Source organism: Candidatus Stoquefichus sp. SB1 (assembly GCF_001244545.1).
In the GTDB taxonomy this organism is placed as follows: domain Bacteria; phylum Bacillota_I; class Bacilli_A; order Erysipelotrichales; family Coprobacillaceae; genus Stoquefichus.
On sequence record NZ_LN852692.1, the window covers coordinates 1 to 18445 of the forward strand.

The window sequence follows — 18445 nt, forward strand, 5'->3', positions numbered from 1 at the left end:
GAAACAAAGAGAGTCAAGAGAACAAGAAATTGTTTAGGAGATAGACAATGGAGAGTTTGATCCTGGCTCAGGATGAACGCTGGCGGCGTGCCTAATACATGCAAGTCGAACGCACTGATTAATCAGTGAGTGGCGAACGGGTGAGTAATACATAAGTAACCTGGCCTTGTGAGGGGGATAACTGCTGGAAACGGCAGCTAAGACCGCATAGGCAGAGGGGTCGCATGACCTCACTGTTAAATATCCCACGGGATAGCAGAAGGATGGACTTATGGCGCATTAGCTAGTTGGTGAGGTAGAGGCTCACCAAGGCGACGATGCGTAGCCGACCTGAGAGGGTGGACGGCCACACTGGGACTGAGACACGGCCCAGACTCCTACGGGAGGCAGCAGTAGGGAATTTTCGGCAATGGGCGAAAGCCTGACCGAGCAACGCCGCGTGAGGGAGGAAGTACTTCGGTATGTAAACCTCTGTTATAAAGGAAGAACGGCATATGTAGGGAATGACATATGAGTGACGGTACTTTATGAGGAAGCCACGGCTAACTACGTGCCAGCAGCCGCGGTAATACGTAGGTGGCGAGCGTTATCCGGAATCATTGGGCGTAAAGAGGGAGCAGGCGGCAATAGAGGTCTGCGGTGAAAGCCCGAAGCTAAACTTCGGTAAGCCGTGGAAACCAAATAGCTAGAGAGCAGCAGAGGATCGTGGAATTCCATGTGTAGCGGTGAAATGCGTAGATATATGGAGGAACACCAGTGGCGAAGGCGACGATCTGGGCTGCAACTGACGCTCAGTCCCGAAAGCGTGGGGAGCAAATAGGATTAGATACCCTAGTAGTCCACGCCGTAAACGATGAGTACTAAGTGTTGGGGGTCAGACCTCAGTGCTGCAGTTAACGCAATAAGTACTCCGCCTGAGTAGTACGTTCGCAAGAATGAAACTCAAAGGAATTGACGGGGGCCCGCACAAGCGGTGGAGCATGTGGTTTAATTCGAAGCAACGCGAAGAACCTTACCAGGTCTTGACATACCGATAAAAGCCTCAGAGATGAGGAAATAGCTATATCGGATACAGGTGGTGCATGGTTGTCGTCAGCTCGTGTCGTGAGATGTTGGGTTAAGTCCCGCAACGAGCGCAACCCCTGTTGCCAGTTACCATCATTAAGTTGGGGACTCTGGCGAGACTGCCTCTGCAAGGAGGAGGAAGGCGGGGATGACGTCAAATCATCATGCCCCTTATGACCTGGGCTACACACGTGCTACAATGGACGGATCAGAGGGAAGCGAGACCGCGAGGTGGAGCGAAACCCATAAACCCGTTCTCAGTTCGGACTGCAGTCTGCAACTCGACTGCACGAAGCTGGAATCGCTAGTAATCGCGAATCAGAATGTCGCGGTGAATACGTTCTCGGGCCTTGTACACACCGCCCGTCACACCATGAGAGTTGGTAACACCCGAAGCCGGTGGCCTAACCGCAAGGAAGGAGCTGTCTAAGGTGGGACTGATGATTGGGGTGAAGTCGTAACAAGGTATCCCTACGGGAACGTGGGGATGGATCACCTCCTTTCTAGGGAGAAGAGAAGACGTGGAGATCTGTTTAGTTTTGAATGTGCGTTGCGTGCATTCAAGGCAGGAACATTGAAAACTGAATAGCAAACTAGCAAAAACTTTTTACAACAGAAAAGAAGATAGATGAAGAAGAAACGAGATCAGGAAAGAGATTGAAGGTCGATTCATCTAGTTGCAAAAAACTAAGATAAACAAAAGAGAAAACAAGAAAAAGAACTTGAACACTTTAGGTTAAGCAAGAAAGAGCGTATGGCGGATGCCTAGGCACTAGGAGGCGAAGAAGGACGCAGCAAACGGCGAAACGCGGCGGCGAGCAGTAAGCAGGCTAAGACCCGCTGATGTCCGAATGGGGGAACCCGGCACATCGAGAGGTGTGTCATCATGCATTGAATATATAGATGCATGAGGCAAGACGCAGGGAACTGAAACATCTCAGTACCTGCAGGAGAAGAAAGTAAGAACGATTCCGTAAGTAGCGGCGAGCGAAAGCGGAGGAGCCCAAACCATCATAGCGATGGGGTTATAGGGGTGTCAGCAAAGTTGAGCGAGCATGATAGGAGAAGCGCAGGGGAAGGCGCAGCGAAGAGGGTGAAACTCCCGTATCCGAAATTGTGGGAGTGAGACGAGACAGACCCTGAGTACGTCGGGGCACGTGGAATCCTGACGGAATTATCGAGGACCATCTCGAAAGGCTAAATACTCCCTAGTGACCGATAGTGAACCAGTACCGTGAGGGAAAGGTGAAAAGAACCCCGGGAGGGGAGTGAAAGAGAACCTGAAACCATATGCTTACAAGAAGTCAGAGCCCGTTAAAGGGTGATGGCGTGCCTTTTGTAGAATGAGCCGGCGAGTTATGATATGGAGCGAGGTTAAGCAGGAGATGCGGAGCCGAAGCGAAAGCGAGTCTGAAAAGGGCGGAAGTTGCATGTCATAGACCCGAAACCGAGTGATCTAGCCATGATCAGGTTGAAGTTGGGGTAAAACCCGATGGAGGACCGAACCGACCCCCGTTGAAACGTTGGCGGATGAATTGTGGCTAGGGGTGAAATTCCAAACGAACTCGGAGATAGCTGGTTCTCCCCGAAATAGCTTTAGGGCTAGCGTCGCAGGAAGTGTCATGAAGGTAGAGCACTGAATATGTGATGGCCTCATCCCGAGGTACTGAGCATAATCAAACTCCGAATGTCATGAAGACATATGCGGCAGTCAGACTGCGGGTGATAAGGTCCGTAGTCAAGAGGGAAACAGCCCAGACCATCAGCTAAGGTCCCAAAATATATGCTAAGTGGAAAAGGATGTGGAGATGTCCAGACAACTAGGAGGTTGGCTCAGAAGCAGCCATCCTTTAAAGAGTGCGTAACAGCTCACTAGTCGAATGACTCTGCGCCGAAAATTTACCGGGGCTAAGCATAATACCGAAGCTATGGATTTATACGAAGTATAAGTGGTAGGGGAGCGTTCCTGACAGCGAGGAAGCATGATCGCAAGGACATGTGGAGCGTCAGGAAGAGAGAATGCCGGTGTGAGTAGCGGAACGTGGGTGAGAATCCCACGCACCGAAAACCCAAGGTTTCCAGAGGAAGGTTCGTCCGCTCTGGGTAAGTCGGGGCCTAAGGCGAGGCCGAGAGGCGTAGTCGATGGATAACGGGTGGAGATTCCCGTACCTGGCGAAGAGGCAATGGAGTGACGGAGAAGGCTAGGCGATCCAGCTGCTGGAATAGCTGGTGCAAGCGAGGTAGGGGACATCCAGGCAAATCCGGATGTTGAAACCCGAAGGCGTGAAGCGTATGGAACATTACGATAAGTACAGAAGTCGCCAAAGCAAGCTTCCAAGAAAAGCTTCTAGCAATAAACTCTTTGTCAGCCCGTACCGAAAATGGACACACATGGGTGAGGAGAGAATCCTAAGGTGAGCGAGAGAACTATAGCTAAGGAACTCTGCAAAATGACTCCGTAACTTCGGGATAAGGAGTGCTCAGTGAAAGCTGAGCCGCAGTAAAACGGCCCAAGCGACTGTTTACCAAAAACACAGCTCTCTGCCAAGACGCAAGTCGAAGTATAGGGGGTGACGCCTGCCCGGTGCTGGAAGGTTAAGAGGAGTTGTCATCCGCAAGGAGAAGCAATGAATTGAAGCCCCAGTAAACGGCGGCCGTAACTATAACGGTCCTAAGGTAGCGAAATTCCTTGTCAGGTAAGTTCTGACCCGCACGAAAGGCGTAACGATTTGGGCGCTGTCTCAGCTGTAGACTCGGTGAAGTCTTAGTACCTGTGAAGATGCAGGTTACCCGCGACTAGACGGAAAGACCCCATGGAGCTTTACTGTAGCTTGATATTGGATCTTGATGCATGATGTACAGGATAGGTAGGAGACTGAGAGACGGATACGCCAGTATTCGAGGAGTCGCCGTTGGGATACTACCCTTGATGCATTGAGGTTCTAACCGGACATCGTGAAGCCGATGACGGGACAGTGTCAGGTGGGCAGTTTGACTGGGGCGGTCGCCTCCCAAAGAGTAACGGAGGCGCCCAAAGATACCCTCAGCATGGATGGAAACCATGCGCAGAGTGCAAAGGCAAAAGGGTGTTTGACTGCGAGACCAACAAGTCGAGCAGGGACGAAAGTCGGGCTTAGTGATCCGGCGGTGCCGAATGGAAGGGCCGTCGCTCAACGGATAAAAGCTACCCTGGGGATAACAGGCTGATCTCCCCCAAGAGTTCACATCGACGGGGAGGTTTGGCACCTCGATGTCGGCTCATCGCATCCTGGAGCTGAAGTCGGTTCCAAGGGTTGGGCTGTTCGCCCATTAAAGCGGTACGCGAGCTGGGTTCAGAACGTCGTGAGACAGTTCGGTCCCTATCTGTCGTGGGCGTAGGAAGTTTGAGGAGAGCTGCCCTCAGTACGAGAGGACCGGGGTGGACAGACCAATGGTGCACCAGTTGTCACGCCAGTGGCACAGCTGGGTAGCTAAGTCTGGAAGGGATAAACGCTGAAGGCATCTAAGTGTGAAGCCCCCTCCAAGATGAGACTTCCCATTCAAAGCGAAGTAAGACCCCTCTAAGACGAAGAGGTAGATAGGTCATAGGTGCAAGCATAGCGATATGCTGAGCTGAATGATACTAATCGGTCGAGGGCTTAGCCTAGAAGAAGGGTTCAAGGAGAAAGAAGCTAGAGAGCTGTTCAGTTTTGAGTGCTCGTGCATTCAGGAGAAGGAAAGAGATCCGGTGGCGATAGGGTGATGGAGACACCTGTACCCATACCGAACACAGAAGTTAAGCATCACAGCGGCGAAGATAGTGCGCAAGTGCGACAATAGCAGGCTGCCGGTTCAATCCGGGAGGGACTGACGTCTCTCCCTTTTTTCTTTGCAGAAAAAGCTTATAGAAACAAATGAATACTTTTTAAGGAGTACATCAAATTGAGAATTCTTTTCCTTTCTCTTCCTTTATATGAAAAAATGTAGTAAAATTATGTTGATGAAGAGAAATGAATTAGAGTATATTCTTTATTTATGAAACAAATTGCTTTGATAAATACAATAATGAATGATTTATGAACGAGCGATAATAGATGGAATTTGTTCAAAAAATCATTAGAAAGGAGCATTAAAGATTTATGAATTAAGATAAATCTTTAATAGGATTATCTATGAAAAATAAAAAATATTTTTTGAATATTGCAATTATTTTAATTATTGGTGGCGTTTCTATCTATTTATCAATTGGGAAGCAATTTGACCAGATTATTCGTTCTTTTCAGGAAGCAAAAGTCAGTTGGATTATTGTTATGGGGATTATTATGTTTAGTTATTACCTTTTTGATGCTTTATCATTACTGTATTTTGGGAAAGCCTATAAAAAGGATTATACTTTCAAACAATCTTTTATTAATGCAATTAGTGGAACTTTCTTTAATGGTATCACGCCTTTTGCAAGTGGTGGACAATTTGCTCAAGTTTATATTTTTAATAAGCAAGGAATTCCACCAACCAATTCTGCAAGTATTCTCTTAATGTGCTTTATTTGTTATCAAAGTGTACTTGTTGTTTATACTGGAATTGTTTTGCTTTTAAAATATAGTTATTTTGTAAATGAACAAGCTGGTGTTTTTAGTTTGGCAATTTTAGGTTTCTTTATTAATTTTGCAGTTATTTTAGGTTTGTTTGGTGGTGCAAAATCAAAGAAATTACAAAACTTTTTAACACATACAGTTTTGAAGTTTTTAAGTCGTATTCATATTGTTAAAGATTATGAATTAACTTGTATAAAAATTGAACAATATCTTTCAGATTTCCGTGAACAGTTACGCTTTTTACAAAAAAATCGGCAAGTTTTGGTTCGTTCTTGTATATGTAATTTTATAAAGTTAACCATTATTTATAGTATGCCTTTTTTTGCTGCTAAAGCATTGAATTTAAATGTATCATGGAGTTCATTTCTGGATTTTTTAGGTCTTTGTTCATTTATTTATTTGATTAATGCTTTTTTACCAATTCCTGGCGCAAGTGGTGGTAGTGAAGGAATTTATGTTTTGTTATTTAGTTTTTTAGGTCCAGTAGGGACATCTTCATCACTGTTTTTATGGCGTTTTATGTCTTATTATTTAGGTTTGATTATTGGAGGACTGATTTTCTCTTTAAATAAGGAAATTAATAATTCGAGATTGGAGTGATTGATGTGAATATTGCTTTATTTAGTGATACGTATTTACCAGATATTAATGGAGTAGCAACGTCTACACATATTTTAAAAAAAGAATTAAAAAAACATGGGCATCACGTTTTGGTAGTCACAACAATGCTACCGCATGATAGTGATTATCAGGATGATGATACTCATGTTTTGCGTTTACCAGGTTTAGATTTAAAAAGTCTTTATGGATATCGTGCTTCTAATATTTATTCTTTTAAAGGTATGAAAGAACTGAAAGATTTTCAGCCAGATATTATTCATATTCAAACTGAATTTGGAATTGGTATTTTTGGTAAAATTGCTGGTGAAATATTAAATATTCCAGTATGTTATACTTATCATACAATGTGGGCTGATTATTCTCATTATATTGCTCCTGGGAATATTAAAGCAGTTGATCAGGCAGCTAAAAAGATTATTGAAAAAATATCAAAGATATATGGTGATAGCTGTTCTGAACTGATTGTTCCTTCTCAAAAAACAGCAGATGCATTAAGAGAATATGGCATTTCAAATTCTATTAATGTTATACCTACTGGTTTAGAGTTAGACAAATTTTCAATTGCAAATAAGAATCAGGAAATGATGAATGATATCATTCATCAATATCATCTTCAAAATAAATTTGTAGTCACTTTTTTAGGGAGAGTTGCTCCTGAAAAAAGTATTGATTTGTTAATAGAAGCTATGTATGAAATTGTTCAATACAAAAAGAATATTTGTATGATGATAGTTGGTGGCGGTCCACAAATTGAAGAATTAGAAGAAATGGTTCATCAGTATGGATTAGACCAATATATTTATTTTACTGGTCCAAAAGAAAGTGAATTTGTTCCTTCGTTTTATCATGTTTCTGATTTGTTTGTTTCAGCTTCCATTACTGAAACGCAAGGATTAACTTTTATTGAAGCTATGGCGAGTGGGATTCCAGTGTTAGCCAGATATGATAAGAATTTAGAAGGGGTTATTATTGATGGACGTAATGGCTATTTCTTTAATGATAAAGTAGATTTGGTTCAAAAAATTATCCAGTTGTCTAAACAGTCATTGAAACAATTAACCAAAAATGCATTAGAGGATGCTAAGCAGTATAGTAGTGAGAATTTCTATCAAAAAATTATGAAAACTTATCATAAAGCTTTAGCCAAACATCATTATTGTTATGAAGTGGTGGCATTGACACCGGATAAGGGACATACTTATAATGTGGCATTTCAATTTGATAATCATCAAGTGATTATTCATTTGTCTTCGCAAGTGGTTGAGCGTTATGGATTAAGTGTTGGACAAGTTGTTGATAGAGAAGAACTGGATGCCTTAAAAGATCAGGAACAGGTTTCTCGAGCTTATCATTTGGCATTAAAATATTTAACGTATAAAGATTATAGTTATGCTAAAATGCAAAAGAAATTAGCTGATAAAGGTGATTTTGATGATATTCAAATAGAAATGACAATGGAGTTGTTAGTTCAAAAGAATCTCATTGATGATGTAGAGTATACAAAAAATTATTTTCAAAAGGCTAAACGAATGGGTGTAGGTGTTAACAAGATTGTCTATAATCTGAAAAGAGAAGGAATCTCACCTTTTGTGATTGATGAATATTTAGCAGATTATTCACCAGATCTTGAATATGATAAGGCTGTTGAGATTGTTAAGAAATTATATAATGAAAATACAACGAAACCACAATATGCATTAATTCAAAATATCAAGAATAAATTATTTAATAAAGGATTTTCACAAGATGTTGTTGAAAGAGCAATTAATGATTTTGATTTTGTATTTCCTAAAGAACATACTCAGAAACTTTTAACAAAAGAGTATTATCGTGTATATAATCGATATAAGAATCGTTATGAACCACAAATTCTAAAAAGCAAAGTCATAACATTTTTAGTTCAAAAAGGGTATGAATATGATGATGTTGTAGAAATTATTAGAGAGTTATGGGAGGAAAATAATGATAAAGATTAAAGATATGAAGTGTGGTAATGACAATGTGGAATTTACTGCAATGATTAATCATGTAACAACAGGTAAGACAAATGGTGCAAATAAAAGTAATTATTTAAGTATTGTTTTTCAAGATGATACAGGAACAATTGATGCTAAACTTTGGAATGCAAGTGATGAGCATATTCAGTCTTTAAAAAATGGAGCTGTTGTGAGAGGGAAAGGTGATATTATTAAATATAGTGATGATCGTCAAATGAAAATCATTAGTATTGATGATGTATCTTATCAACAATCACAGCAAGTAGAATTTTTAACGAAAGCTCCTCTTGATAGTGAAACAATGATGAATGAGTTAATGAGGTATGTCAAACAAATCTCTAATAGTAAACTTTATGTCTTAACAAAACATCTTTTTGAAAAGCAAATGGAAGCATTGAAAATTTATCCAGCAGCCAGTAAAAATCATCATGATTGTGTATCTGGATTGGCTTTTCATACTTTGTCAATGTTAAAAGTTGCTGAAAGTATGTTAACTATTTATCCTCAATTAAATGCCGATTTAATGTATGCTGGTATTTTATTGCATGATATTGGAAAAACTGTTGAGTTAAGTGGACCTGTTGTGCCAACTTATACAATGGAAGGCAAGATGTTAGGGCATATATCAATTGCTCAGGCAATGGTTTATCAGGCTGCCCAGGAATTAAATATTGAGGGTGAAGAGGTAGTTTTATTGCAACATATGATTTTAGCTCATCATGGCAAAAATGAATTTGGTTCTCCTGTTCTTCCACAAATTAGAGAAGCAGAAATGATCTATTTGATTGATAATATAGATGCAAGAATGAATATGTTTGATAAAGCTTTAGATCAAGTGAATGCAGGAGAATATTCAAAACGTATTTTTGCATTAGAAAATAGAACAATTTATAAACCTAAAATGTATGAATAACGAAATAGATAGCTATTTCGTTATTTTTATATAAAAAAAGTGGCTATTTAGCCACAATGCTTTGATAAAATTCTTTCCACATATCTCTGACATGTTCTTTTGTATAATATTGACTAATGTCATGAGAATATTGACTATATTGATTATATAATTCTTGATTTGTTTTTAAATCACTCAGTTTTTGAACAAATCCAACGTTTGTTGTATCAGATAAGTATTTCTGGAATAAGATATCTTTATAAAGGTCTAAATCTCTTAATAGAAGAGGTTTTTGACTATTGATGGCTTCTAATATGGACATAGGGAATAATTCGTTATATGAGGGCATAAAAAGCACATCAGCGATATTATAAATATGATTCATTTCTTCTCTAGGAACAATCCCTATAAATTTAACATTTTGTGGAGGATGATTATAAATATCTTTTAATTCATCATATCCATCAGTAATCTTTCCAAAAGAAAATCCTCCCGCCCATACAAATGTTACATCAGGTAACATTTTTGCGACTTCAATAAAATCTTTCACACCTTTTCTTGTCTGAACTTGTCCAACCCCCAAAACAACAAAAGTATCAGTATCTATGTGATACTTCTTTTTTGTTGAAACAACAACATCTTGACTTTCCTGATAGAAAGCTTCTTTTGATACATAATTAGGAATATATCGTATTTTTTCTCTAGGGATCCCAAATTGAACAAGATCTTCAATAAAAATAGGATTTACAACAATTAAATAATCTGCTGTATTATAAAAGTAAGTAATATATTTCTTAAAAACTTTTAAGGCTGAACTAGGTAAACGGATACTGCCATCAAGGGTATCAGGTAAAAAATGAACATAGGCAACATTGACCCCTTTATTTCTTTTCATTTTGATGAGATATTCAGGAAGTATCGTGTGACAATGAATAATATCAGCAGGTTTTGAGTCATTGATAACCACTTCAAATTCATCACTTAATTCATCCTTGATTAAAGAAACTTGTTCAAGATAAGCACTACCAACCCCCTGACCATCAACTTTATCAGCATTAGATAACATATTTATTCTTATTTTAGCCATATTTTTCTCCTTCTTCTCTTATTATATCATATGTCCAAATAATTGAAAAAAGCATAAAAAAAGAGTTCATCAGAACTCTTCTGATGTTTCATCCATAATTCTATCATAAATGTCATTTAAATGAACATCTTCACTGTGATCAGTATAAATAACCTGGAAACTATCTTGTTGAGTATAACGAGGAATAATATGAATATGAAAATGATGAACAGATTGACCAGCGACCTCATTCATATTTGTTATAATATTAAATCCTTGTGCATCTAGCGTTTTCATCAATTTTTTTGCGACTATTTGTACAATTTTCATCATATGTGCTAATGTTTGTTCATCAACATCCAAAACATTATCAAAATGCTGTTTAGGAATCACTAATGTATGTCCATTAGTTGTTTGACTCAAATCTAAAAATGCCATACATACATCATCTTCATAAATAATCTTTCCAGGAATATTATGTTTTCCAATTTCACAAAAAATACAACTTTCCATAATAACAACCTCCATTACTTTCATTTTACATCAAAAATAGAATAAGGGAAACCCTTATTCTATATAATTGCTAGAAATCTTCTTAATTGCTTCTTTAATTTTATCATCATTGACAGTAAAATTATATTTTTTCAAATAAGTTCCTTCAATTTCTTCTTTCACATCATCATCATTAGAAAGTGCAGTTACTAATGCATCAGTGTTTTTATGATCGGTATTATATAAATAAAGAACTGCATAAGTATTATCACTCAATTTAATAGCTTCATTATAAACACCATCTTTTGTAACGGCAGAAAGTTTATCAAGTATTTTCTTAAGATTATCATCTAAAGAAGAATTTTTAGTAACAATACCATGATCTTCTGCTTTACTACCATTATCTTTCATAAGTTTATCAAATGCTGCTTCATCTTTTGCTTGTTCAATCAGTGATAAGGCAGTTGATTCTTTATCAACAATAATTTTCTTAAAACTGCTGACTTGATAATTTTTAATAAGCGTTTCTAAGTTTTCAGAAATATATTTCTTTCTTAATAGTTCTTGCTTTGCATCAGGTATTAATACAGTTTTAATATAAGCATCTTTTGAATCATAGCCTAGTTTTTTTGCGTATTTTTCAAGATTACCATCAGCGTATTTGGCATAATCTTCTTCACGCTGTTTCACTAATGCATCAAGTTCTGATTGATCTGTGACTTCTTTATCAGCGATAGTTGTTAATACTTCTTTTACGATTTCTGTAGTGCCACCATTATCTAAAAGATATTCAAAGAAATCTTGTTTTGTAATTTTTAATTGACTTCCACTGACAAGTTCTTTATCAGCGTCACTGACTTTTACTGAATATTGAGAAGAACAGCCAACTAATAAACCACCACATAACAATAACATTAATAGTTTTTTCATTATGCTTTCTCCTTTCTAAGATCATCTCGAGCCTCTAAGGATTCTTTAACAATTTTTTGAATTGTATTTTGAATTTCTTCATCACTATATTTTAATTCATAAGTCTTAAATGCTAAATAGACCATATAATCATCATAAACAAGTAATGGAGAATCAACATCAACAGTTTTTAATTCACTTTTCACTTTTTCTTTATCTGTACTTGTACAATATAAGAAATAGTATCCATCACTTCCCTTAATCGCTTCACTCACTTTTCCTTGTGATAAAGATAAAGCCGTTTTTTCAACATCACTTCCATAAAGATTCTTTAGTCCAGAAGTTGAATCAATGACACCAATATTTCCTTTGGCACTCTTTGAATCATCATCAGAATATTCTGAGGCAATATCTGCAAAACTTTTATTTGTTTTTAATAATGATTTCACTTCTTCTAATTTTTCTTTTTCATCATCTGTAGGACTGTCTGGATCAGTCATTGAAATCTTAATTAAACTCATAAAACGAGGTGATTCTTGTTTGTAATAATCTTCAAAAACCTCATCAAAGTTAGCCTTCACATATTTTTTTAGGAACTCTGAATATTGTAAAGATTGAATTAAAGAATCTTTATAAGCACTCATATCTTCATACCCACTAGAAGCAAGAGCACTTTCTAATTGTGTATCAGCTTCATCACCATATTGATTTTTATAATTCGTTTCAATATTTGTGACAATTTCAGAAGCATTTTCTTTCATATCATCAGTAACTGGAAAATTTTCCCTTATTAACTGATCTAATACATAGGTAAATAAAGCTTGTTTTCCAGACGCACTGGTAGAAAGATTTGTATAAATGTCATCAGCCAGAATATTCTTTCCATCGATAGAGGCTACAACATCTTTCCCATTATCTTTCACTGTTCCTGAACATCCGCTCAAGACTATCATACTGGCTAATGCTAGCCCTACAAGTCGTTTTTGTTTCATATAAACCTCCTTGACTTAAACACTTCCATTATACACGATATCAATATTTTTTCAACTTTTGTAGGCTATAACACAAAATTTCCTGACATTTTACCATATTATATATTGTGCATAGGAGGAGGGACGTCAGTTGGAAAAAAGAAGCCATGAAAAAGGTCAGGAAATCACAATTGTTTTGTTTATATTATTGATTTTATTATGTTGTTTTATGATTTAAAATAAGGGAGGGATTTCTATGTTAGCACATCAAGGATCATTTACTTTAATTCTTGTTTTGTTTATCTTGTTAGTTATTATTTGTGGTATTTGTTAAGATTTGACTCTATAGATTCCATCTATAGAGTTTTTTTGCTTTTTGTCCTCGAATATGAGGTGTTTATAGATGTAAATGAATACATATCTTGGGTATAATAAATTTATTATCGTATTGCTTGAATGAAACAGCAATTTTACGTAAAATATATGTTCGAAAGGGGCGTATTTTATGTCAACTTTAAAGATTGAAAATTTACATGTTAAAGTCGGAGAAAAAGAAATTTTAAGAGGTATTCATTTAGAAGTTAAAACAGGAGAAGTACACGCTATTATGGGGCCTAATGGTAACGGAAAATCAACGTTACTGTCAGCAATTATGGGTCATCCTAAATATACAGTGACACAAGGGTCAATTACACTTGATGATCAGGATGTTTTAAGTATGGAAGTCGATGAACGTGCACGTGCAGGTTTGTTTTTAGGAATGCAGTATCCTCAGGAAATACCAGGAGTGACAAACTCAGATTTCTTGAAAGCAGCAATCAATGCAAGAAGAGAAGAACCTATTTCTTTATTTAAATTTATTCGTACACTTGATAAAAATATTGAAGAGTTGGATATGGATGAAAATTTAGCTCATCGTTATTTAAATGAAGGTTTTTCAGGTGGTGAAAAGAAACGTAATGAAATATTACAGATGAAATTATTACAGCCACGTTTTGCTTTATTAGATGAGATTGATTCTGGTTTGGATGTTGATGCATTAAGAGTTGTCAGTGAAGCGATTAATTCTATGCGTAGTGATCATTTTGGATGTGTTATGGTTTCACATTATGAAAGATTATTTGAATTGGTTAAACCTACTCATGTTCATGTTCTTGTACAAGGACAAATTGTGATGAGTGGTGGTTATGAAGTGATTGAAAAAATTGATCATGAAGGATATGAATGGGTAAGAGAATTAGGTATTGAGATTCAGCAAGAGGAAGAAAAACAACCAATTCTTTTGGAATCTTGTGGGAAAAAGGAACAGTTGAAACATGATAAATGATATTTTAAGTAGTGAATTTTATCTTGTTATTAAAAATGGTGATTGTTTTCAATCTCATCTCCCTGATCATGTCTCTTATCAAGCGGGACTTTTGAATTTTATGAATGTTAATCCTGTAGAAATTCAAATTGTCTATATTTTAGATGAAAAACAGACTTTCGATATTGATATTCGTGTTTTAGAACGTTGTGAAATTAATATGATTGAAAGTAAGTTTTTAGCAAATGGTGCAACTTTGAATAAGAATATGTATTTGGCTCAAGATGCTCATCTGCATATTTTTAGTGAAAATAATTCAGGGTCTGCAAAAAGTTATGAAAATGTTTATTTACAGGAAAATGCGATTTGTCAGTATGGTTTTGCTGAATTATCTGATGGTGATTTTAGTGGTTATTATCATTACTATTTAGATGGCGTTGGAGCTGATGCCAAAGTTCGTATGGCAATTCTTGCAAAAGCTAAAGAAAATAAATATTATGAAGTTTTGATTAAACATAATCAACCTCATACATTTGGTCAGATGGATAATTATGGTGTGGTTAAAGATGCTGGAAAATTAATTATTGATGGTATTGGTTCTATTACAAAAGGTCAACATGGTTCAGCTAGTCACCAGACAAATAAAATAATGGTTTTTGATTCCAATTGTATTGCTGGAGCAAATCCATATTTATATATTGATGATTTTGATGTAAAAGCATCACATGCAGCTGGAGTCGGAAAGATGGATGAAGAACATCTTTATTATTTACAAAGTCGTGGTCTTTCTAAGAAACAGGCAATGCATTTAATAACATATGGATATTTAAAACCAGTTATTGAAGTTGTTGATAATGAAATGTTAAAGGAACGTTTTGAAAAAGCTTTATCAAAGGTAGGTGCTTAAAATGTTCGATGTTGAACAAATAAGAAAAGATTTTCCAATGTTAAATGGAAGAATGATGCATGAGCATCCTTTGATATATCTTGATAATGGCGCAACAACTTTAAAACCGCAATCTGTTATAGATGCAGTATGTCGTTATTTAAGCAGTTATTCTGGTAATGCTCATCGTGGTGATTATGATTTATCACATGAGGTCGATGAACAGTTTGAGGCGGCACGAAAAACCATTGCTGAATTTATTCATGCTAAACGTCCTGAAGAAATTGTTTTTACATCGGGATCAACAGATTCGCTTAATATGATTGCATATGGTTATGGTAGAACGCATTTAAAAGAAGGCGATGAAATTTTATTGACGGTTGCTGAACATGCTTCTAATACGTTGCCATGGTTTGATGTGGCACAAGAAGTTGGGGCAGTTGTCAATTATATCGAGTTAGATGCTATGGGACGTTTGACTTTAGAAAATGTTCAAAAAGCAATAACTGATCAAACAAAAGTTATTGCTGTAGCTGAGGTGACAAATGTTTTAGGCTTTCATGCGCCTATGAAAGATATTTGTCAATATGTTCATGAACGTGGCATTATTGTCGTTGTTGATGGGGCTCAAAGTGTTCCTCATCAGGTTACTGATGTACAAGAAAGTGATATTGATTTTTTAGCTTTTTCAGGTCATAAAATGTGTGGACCAACAGGGATTGGTGTGATGTATGGAAAGTATGATTTATTATGCGAAACCAAACCAACCCGTTTAGGTGGGGGATCGAATTCACGCTATAATAGTTGTGGCGTTGTGACTTTAAAAAATCCACCTTATAAATTTGAAGCTGGAACACCAAATATTGAAGGGGCTATTGGACTTGGTAAAGCAGTAGAGTATCTCAAGGCTATTGGGATGGAAAATATTCATGCTTATGAAAAAGAATTGCGTGATTACTGTCTTAAAAAAATGCAGCAATTGGATAATGTAGAGATTTATAATGCACAATCACATGGTGCTATTGCTTTTAATATTAAAGGGGTCTTTTCACAAGATGCTGCAAGTCTTTTTAATACATATGGCATCGCTGTAAGGGCGGGTCAGCATTGTGCTAAGATTCTTGATGAGTTTTTAAATGTATCAACAACATTACGTGCCTCTTTTTACTTTTATAACACAAAAGAAGAAATTGATCAGTTTATTGAAGTATGTAAGAAAGGAGATGACTTTTTAGATGCGTTCTTTGGATGATCCTCAATTATTGAGAGAAATTATTATGGATCATTATGAACATCCACGTAATCGTGGATTGGTTGATGATGATGAATACAAAAAAGTCAATATGAATTCTGATACTTGTATTGATGATTTAGATATTCAGGTGAAATTTGATGGAGATCAAATTGTCGATGTGAGATATGATGGTGAAGCATGTGCCATTTGTACATCTTCAACATCTATTATGAGTCAATTAGTGAAAGGAAAAAGCAAAGCTGAAGCAAAGAAAATCATTGAAAATTATATGAATATGATTTATGAAAAAGATTATGATGAAGAATTACTTGATGAAGCAATTGCTTTTAAAAATACACACAAACAGGCTAATCGTATTAAATGTGCAACATTAGGCTGGAATGGTTTGATTAAATTAATTGAAGAAAGTGAGGAATAGAATAGTGGCTATTGATAATCTTGATATTCCTACAAATCATTCAGAATACGATTTTATTGATGAAGATGTATCTGTTTTTAAAACACCTAAGGGGTTAAATGAAGAGATTGTCAGAGAAATTTCAGCAATCAAAAAAGAACCTGAATGGATGTTAGAATATCGTTTAAAAGCATTAAAATGTTTTTTAGAAAAGCCAATGCCAACTTGGGGCGTCGATTTAAGTCAAATGGATTTTGATGAATATACATATTATAATCGTCCAAGTGATAACTTAACTGATAAATGGGAAGAAGTTCCTGAAACAATTAAAAACACTTTTAATAAATTAGGAATTCCTGAAGCTGAACAGCATTTTCTTGCTGGAGCAACGGCTCAATATGAATCAGAAGTTGTTTATCATAATATGTTAGAAGAAGTTAAAGAAAAAGGAGTTATTTTCCTAGATATTGATAGTGGACTAAGAGAATATCCAGAAATCTTTAAAAAGTATTTTGATACGGTCATTCCTTATAATGATAATAAGTTTTCTGCTTTAAATGGTGCTGTTTGGTCTGGTGGATCATTTATTTATGTACCACCAGGAGTGAAATTAGATAAACCATTACAATCTTATTTTAGAATTAATAGTGAAAGAATGGCCCAATTTGAAAGAACTTTAATTATTGTTGATAAAGGATCTGATATTCATTATGTGGAAGGCTGTACAGCACCTTCTTATTCTAAAGATTCATTACATGCTGGAGTTGTTGAAATTGTTGTTTTAGAAGATGCCAAATGTCGTTATACAACAATTCAAAACTGGTCTAAAAATATTTATAACTTAGTAACTCAACGAGCAAAAGTTTATAAAAATGGTTCAATGGAATGGGTTGATGGAAATATTGGTTCTTTAGTCACGATGAAATATCCAACTTGTATTCTGGCTCAAGAAGGAGCAAAAGGAACATGCATAACAATTGCGGTAGCCGAAGATTGCCAAATTTTAGATTCAGGTTCTAAAATGATTCATCTTGCGCCAAATACATCAAGTCAGATTATTTCTAAATCTATTTCTCGAACAGGAGGAAAGGTCAATTATCGTGGATTGGTGCGTCATTCAAAGAATGCTTTTAATGCCAAAAGCAAGGTTGAATGTGATACACTTATTTTAGATGAAAAATCAACAAGTGATACTGTTCCTACCAATATCATGATGAATAATGATTCAATTATTGAACATGAGGCAACAGTATCTAAAGTTTCTGAAGATCAATTGTTTTATTTAATGAGTCGAGGACTCACGAAACAACAGGCAACTGAAATGATTGTTATGGGATTTATTGAACCATTCTCTAGAGAATTGCCAATGGAATATGCAGTTGAATTAAATCAATTGATTAAATTAGATATGGGTGAAGAGAGTATTGGATAAACATCTCATTAGACAAATGATGAAAGAAAAACGTCTTCAAATGGATCGTAAGACGTTTTCTTTATATGATCAAAATATATACAATTTGGTTTTGCAGCATCCTTATGTTCAAAATTCCAAAATGATTGCCTGCTATGTTTCTTTACCAAATGAAGTCGATACATTAGCTTTAATTGAAACTTTTTTAAAAACAAAATCTGTATGTGTTCCACGGGTTGAAGGAACAATCATGCATTTTTATCAAATTGATTCTTTAGATGAATTGCAAGTTGGACATTTTCATGTTTTAGAGCCTACGACCAGTCGCAAGGTGCTATCACAAGATATTGATATCATGCTGGTCCCAATGATGGCTTTTGACGGGCGTAAATATCGAGTCGGGTATGGCAAAGGGTATTATGATAAATATTTTGCGAGCGGATATCAGGGCTATAAATTGGGCCTCGCTTATGCCATGCAATATGTCAATGAGATTGCTGTTGATGAATATGATTATGCTTTAGATGAAATTATAACTGAAAGAGATATATTGAAATAAATGCCAAGAGGCATTTTTTCTTTTGTCGAGACATATAATGTTTT

The 18445-nt window shown here is 36.2% G+C and carries 14 protein-coding genes and 3 rRNA genes; 13 read left to right on the top strand and 4 right to left on the bottom strand.

Annotation, left to right across the window (positions count from 1 at the left end; translation table 11 throughout):
• The first annotated feature begins 44 nt into the window (after positions 1–44).
• From BN1865_RS00015 to BN1865_RS00040, 6 genes are all read left to right on the top strand, one after another.
• A 16S ribosomal RNA gene (locus BN1865_RS00015) occupies positions 45–1568 on the top strand.
• 231 nt (positions 1569–1799) lie between these two features.
• Positions 1800–4711, top strand: a 23S ribosomal RNA gene (locus BN1865_RS00020).
• 77 nt (positions 4712–4788) lie between these two features.
• Positions 4789–4897: ribosomal RNA gene (gene rrf, locus BN1865_RS00025) — 5S ribosomal RNA — on the top strand.
• Together the 16S, 23S and 5S rRNA genes form the textbook arrangement of a ribosomal RNA operon.
• A gap of 319 nt (positions 4898–5216) precedes the next feature.
• Positions 5217–6239, top strand: coding sequence for a lysylphosphatidylglycerol synthase transmembrane domain-containing protein (locus tag BN1865_RS00030; protein WP_050635230.1), 1023 nt, complete (start codon positions 5217–5219; stop codon positions 6237–6239).
• 5 nt (positions 6240–6244) lie between these two features.
• Positions 6245–8236 carry a glycosyltransferase gene (locus BN1865_RS00035; RefSeq protein WP_050635231.1) on the top strand — a complete coding sequence of 664 codons (1992 nt, stop codon included), beginning with the start codon at positions 6245–6247 and terminating at the stop codon, positions 8234–8236.
• Positions 8223–9170, top strand: coding sequence for an HD domain-containing protein (locus tag BN1865_RS00040; protein ID WP_050635232.1), 948 nt, complete (start codon positions 8223–8225; stop codon positions 9168–9170). Before BN1865_RS00035 ends, BN1865_RS00040 begins: the two co-directional genes overlap by 14 nt.
• A gap of 43 nt (positions 9171–9213) precedes the next feature.
• On the opposite strand, the gene BN1865_RS00045 is transcribed toward BN1865_RS00040, so the two are convergent.
• The 4 genes from BN1865_RS00045 to BN1865_RS00060 all read right to left on the bottom strand — a co-directional run bounded on the left by BN1865_RS00045 (position 9214) and on the right by BN1865_RS00060 (position 12608).
• Positions 9214–10236, bottom strand: a complete 1023-nt coding sequence (locus BN1865_RS00045; protein ID WP_050635233.1) for a glycosyltransferase family 4 protein — start codon at positions 10234–10236, stop codon at positions 9214–9216.
• Between the two features lie 69 nt (positions 10237–10305).
• Positions 10306–10728 carry an HIT family protein gene (locus BN1865_RS00050; protein WP_050635234.1) on the bottom strand — a complete coding sequence of 141 codons (423 nt, stop codon included), beginning with the start codon at positions 10726–10728 and terminating at the stop codon, positions 10306–10308.
• A 54-nt stretch (positions 10729–10782) separates the two neighbouring features.
• Positions 10783–11637 (bottom strand): peptidylprolyl isomerase, encoded by an 855-nt coding sequence (locus BN1865_RS00055; RefSeq protein ID WP_050635235.1) that lies wholly within the window; start codon positions 11635–11637, stop codon positions 10783–10785.
• On the bottom strand, positions 11637–12608 hold the full coding sequence (locus tag BN1865_RS00060) for a peptidylprolyl isomerase (RefSeq protein WP_050635236.1): 972 nt from the start codon (positions 12606–12608) through the stop codon (positions 11637–11639). Before BN1865_RS00060 ends, BN1865_RS00055 begins: the two co-directional genes overlap by 1 nt.
• Before the next feature lie 235 nt (positions 12609–12843).
• Between BN1865_RS00060 and BN1865_RS19040 the strand changes: the two genes are divergently transcribed.
• The 7 genes from BN1865_RS19040 (at position 12844) to BN1865_RS00090 (ending at position 18401) form a co-directional block, all read left to right on the top strand.
• Positions 12844–12921: a YjcZ family sporulation protein gene (locus tag BN1865_RS19040; RefSeq protein WP_081652836.1), complete on the top strand. Its 78-nt coding sequence runs from the start codon at positions 12844–12846 to the stop codon at positions 12919–12921.
• A 171-nt stretch (positions 12922–13092) separates the two neighbouring features.
• The gene (gene sufC, locus BN1865_RS00065; protein ID WP_050635237.1) at positions 13093–13914 is read left to right on the top strand and encodes a Fe-S cluster assembly ATPase SufC; all 822 of its coding nucleotides are present in this window, start codon (positions 13093–13095) and stop codon (positions 13912–13914) included.
• The gene (locus BN1865_RS00070; RefSeq protein ID WP_050635238.1) at positions 13904–14800 is read left to right on the top strand and encodes a SufB/SufD family protein; all 897 of its coding nucleotides are present in this window, start codon (positions 13904–13906) and stop codon (positions 14798–14800) included. Before sufC ends, BN1865_RS00070 begins: the two co-directional genes overlap by 11 nt.
• Position 14801: 1 nt before the next feature.
• On the top strand, positions 14802–16031 hold the full coding sequence (locus BN1865_RS00075; protein ID WP_050635239.1) for an aminotransferase class V-fold PLP-dependent enzyme: 1230 nt from the start codon (positions 14802–14804) through the stop codon (positions 16029–16031).
• Positions 16015–16452, top strand: a complete 438-nt coding sequence (gene sufU, locus BN1865_RS00080) for a Fe-S cluster assembly sulfur transfer protein SufU (RefSeq protein ID WP_050635240.1) — start codon at positions 16015–16017, stop codon at positions 16450–16452. Before BN1865_RS00075 ends, sufU begins: the two co-directional genes overlap by 17 nt.
• Before the next feature lie 4 nt (positions 16453–16456).
• Entirely contained in the window at positions 16457–17863 is a 1407-nt protein-coding gene (gene sufB / locus BN1865_RS00085) for a Fe-S cluster assembly protein SufB (protein ID WP_050635241.1), read from the top strand.
• Complete coding sequence (locus tag BN1865_RS00090; RefSeq protein ID WP_255351741.1) at positions 17844–18401, top strand: 5-formyltetrahydrofolate cyclo-ligase; 558 nt, start codon at positions 17844–17846, stop codon at positions 18399–18401. The genes sufB and BN1865_RS00090 overlap by 20 nt, the downstream gene beginning before the upstream one ends.
• Positions 18402–18445 lie beyond the last annotated feature (44 nt).

Bases quoted from the DNA above. Each gene is read 5' to 3' on its own strand.
- BN1865_RS00030 (WP_050635230.1), top strand. From the start codon at position 5,217: ATGAAAAATAAAAAATATTTTTTGAATATTGCAATTATTTTAATTATT.
- BN1865_RS00055 (WP_050635235.1), bottom strand. From the start codon at position 11,637: ATGAAAAAACTATTAATGTTATTGTTATGTGGTGGTTTATTAGTTGGC.
- sufC (WP_050635237.1), top strand. From the start codon at position 13,093: ATGTCAACTTTAAAGATTGAAAATTTACATGTTAAAGTCGGAGAAAAA.
- BN1865_RS00075 (WP_050635239.1), top strand. From the start codon at position 14,802: ATGTTCGATGTTGAACAAATAAGAAAAGATTTTCCAATGTTAAATGGA.
- BN1865_RS00040 (WP_050635232.1), top strand. From the start codon at position 8,223: ATGATAAAGATTAAAGATATGAAGTGTGGTAATGACAATGTGGAATTT.
- BN1865_RS19040 (WP_081652836.1), top strand. From the start codon at position 12,844: ATGTTAGCACATCAAGGATCATTTACTTTAATTCTTGTTTTGTTTATC.
- BN1865_RS00070 (WP_050635238.1), top strand. From the start codon at position 13,904: ATGATAAATGATATTTTAAGTAGTGAATTTTATCTTGTTATTAAAAAT.
- BN1865_RS00045 (WP_050635233.1), bottom strand. From the start codon at position 10,236: ATGGCTAAAATAAGAATAAATATGTTATCTAATGCTGATAAAGTTGAT.
- BN1865_RS00060 (WP_050635236.1), bottom strand. From the start codon at position 12,608: ATGAAACAAAAACGACTTGTAGGGCTAGCATTAGCCAGTATGATAGTC.
- sufU (WP_050635240.1), top strand. From the start codon at position 16,015: ATGCGTTCTTTGGATGATCCTCAATTATTGAGAGAAATTATTATGGAT.
- BN1865_RS00050 (WP_050635234.1), bottom strand. From the start codon at position 10,728: ATGGAAAGTTGTATTTTTTGTGAAATTGGAAAACATAATATTCCTGGA.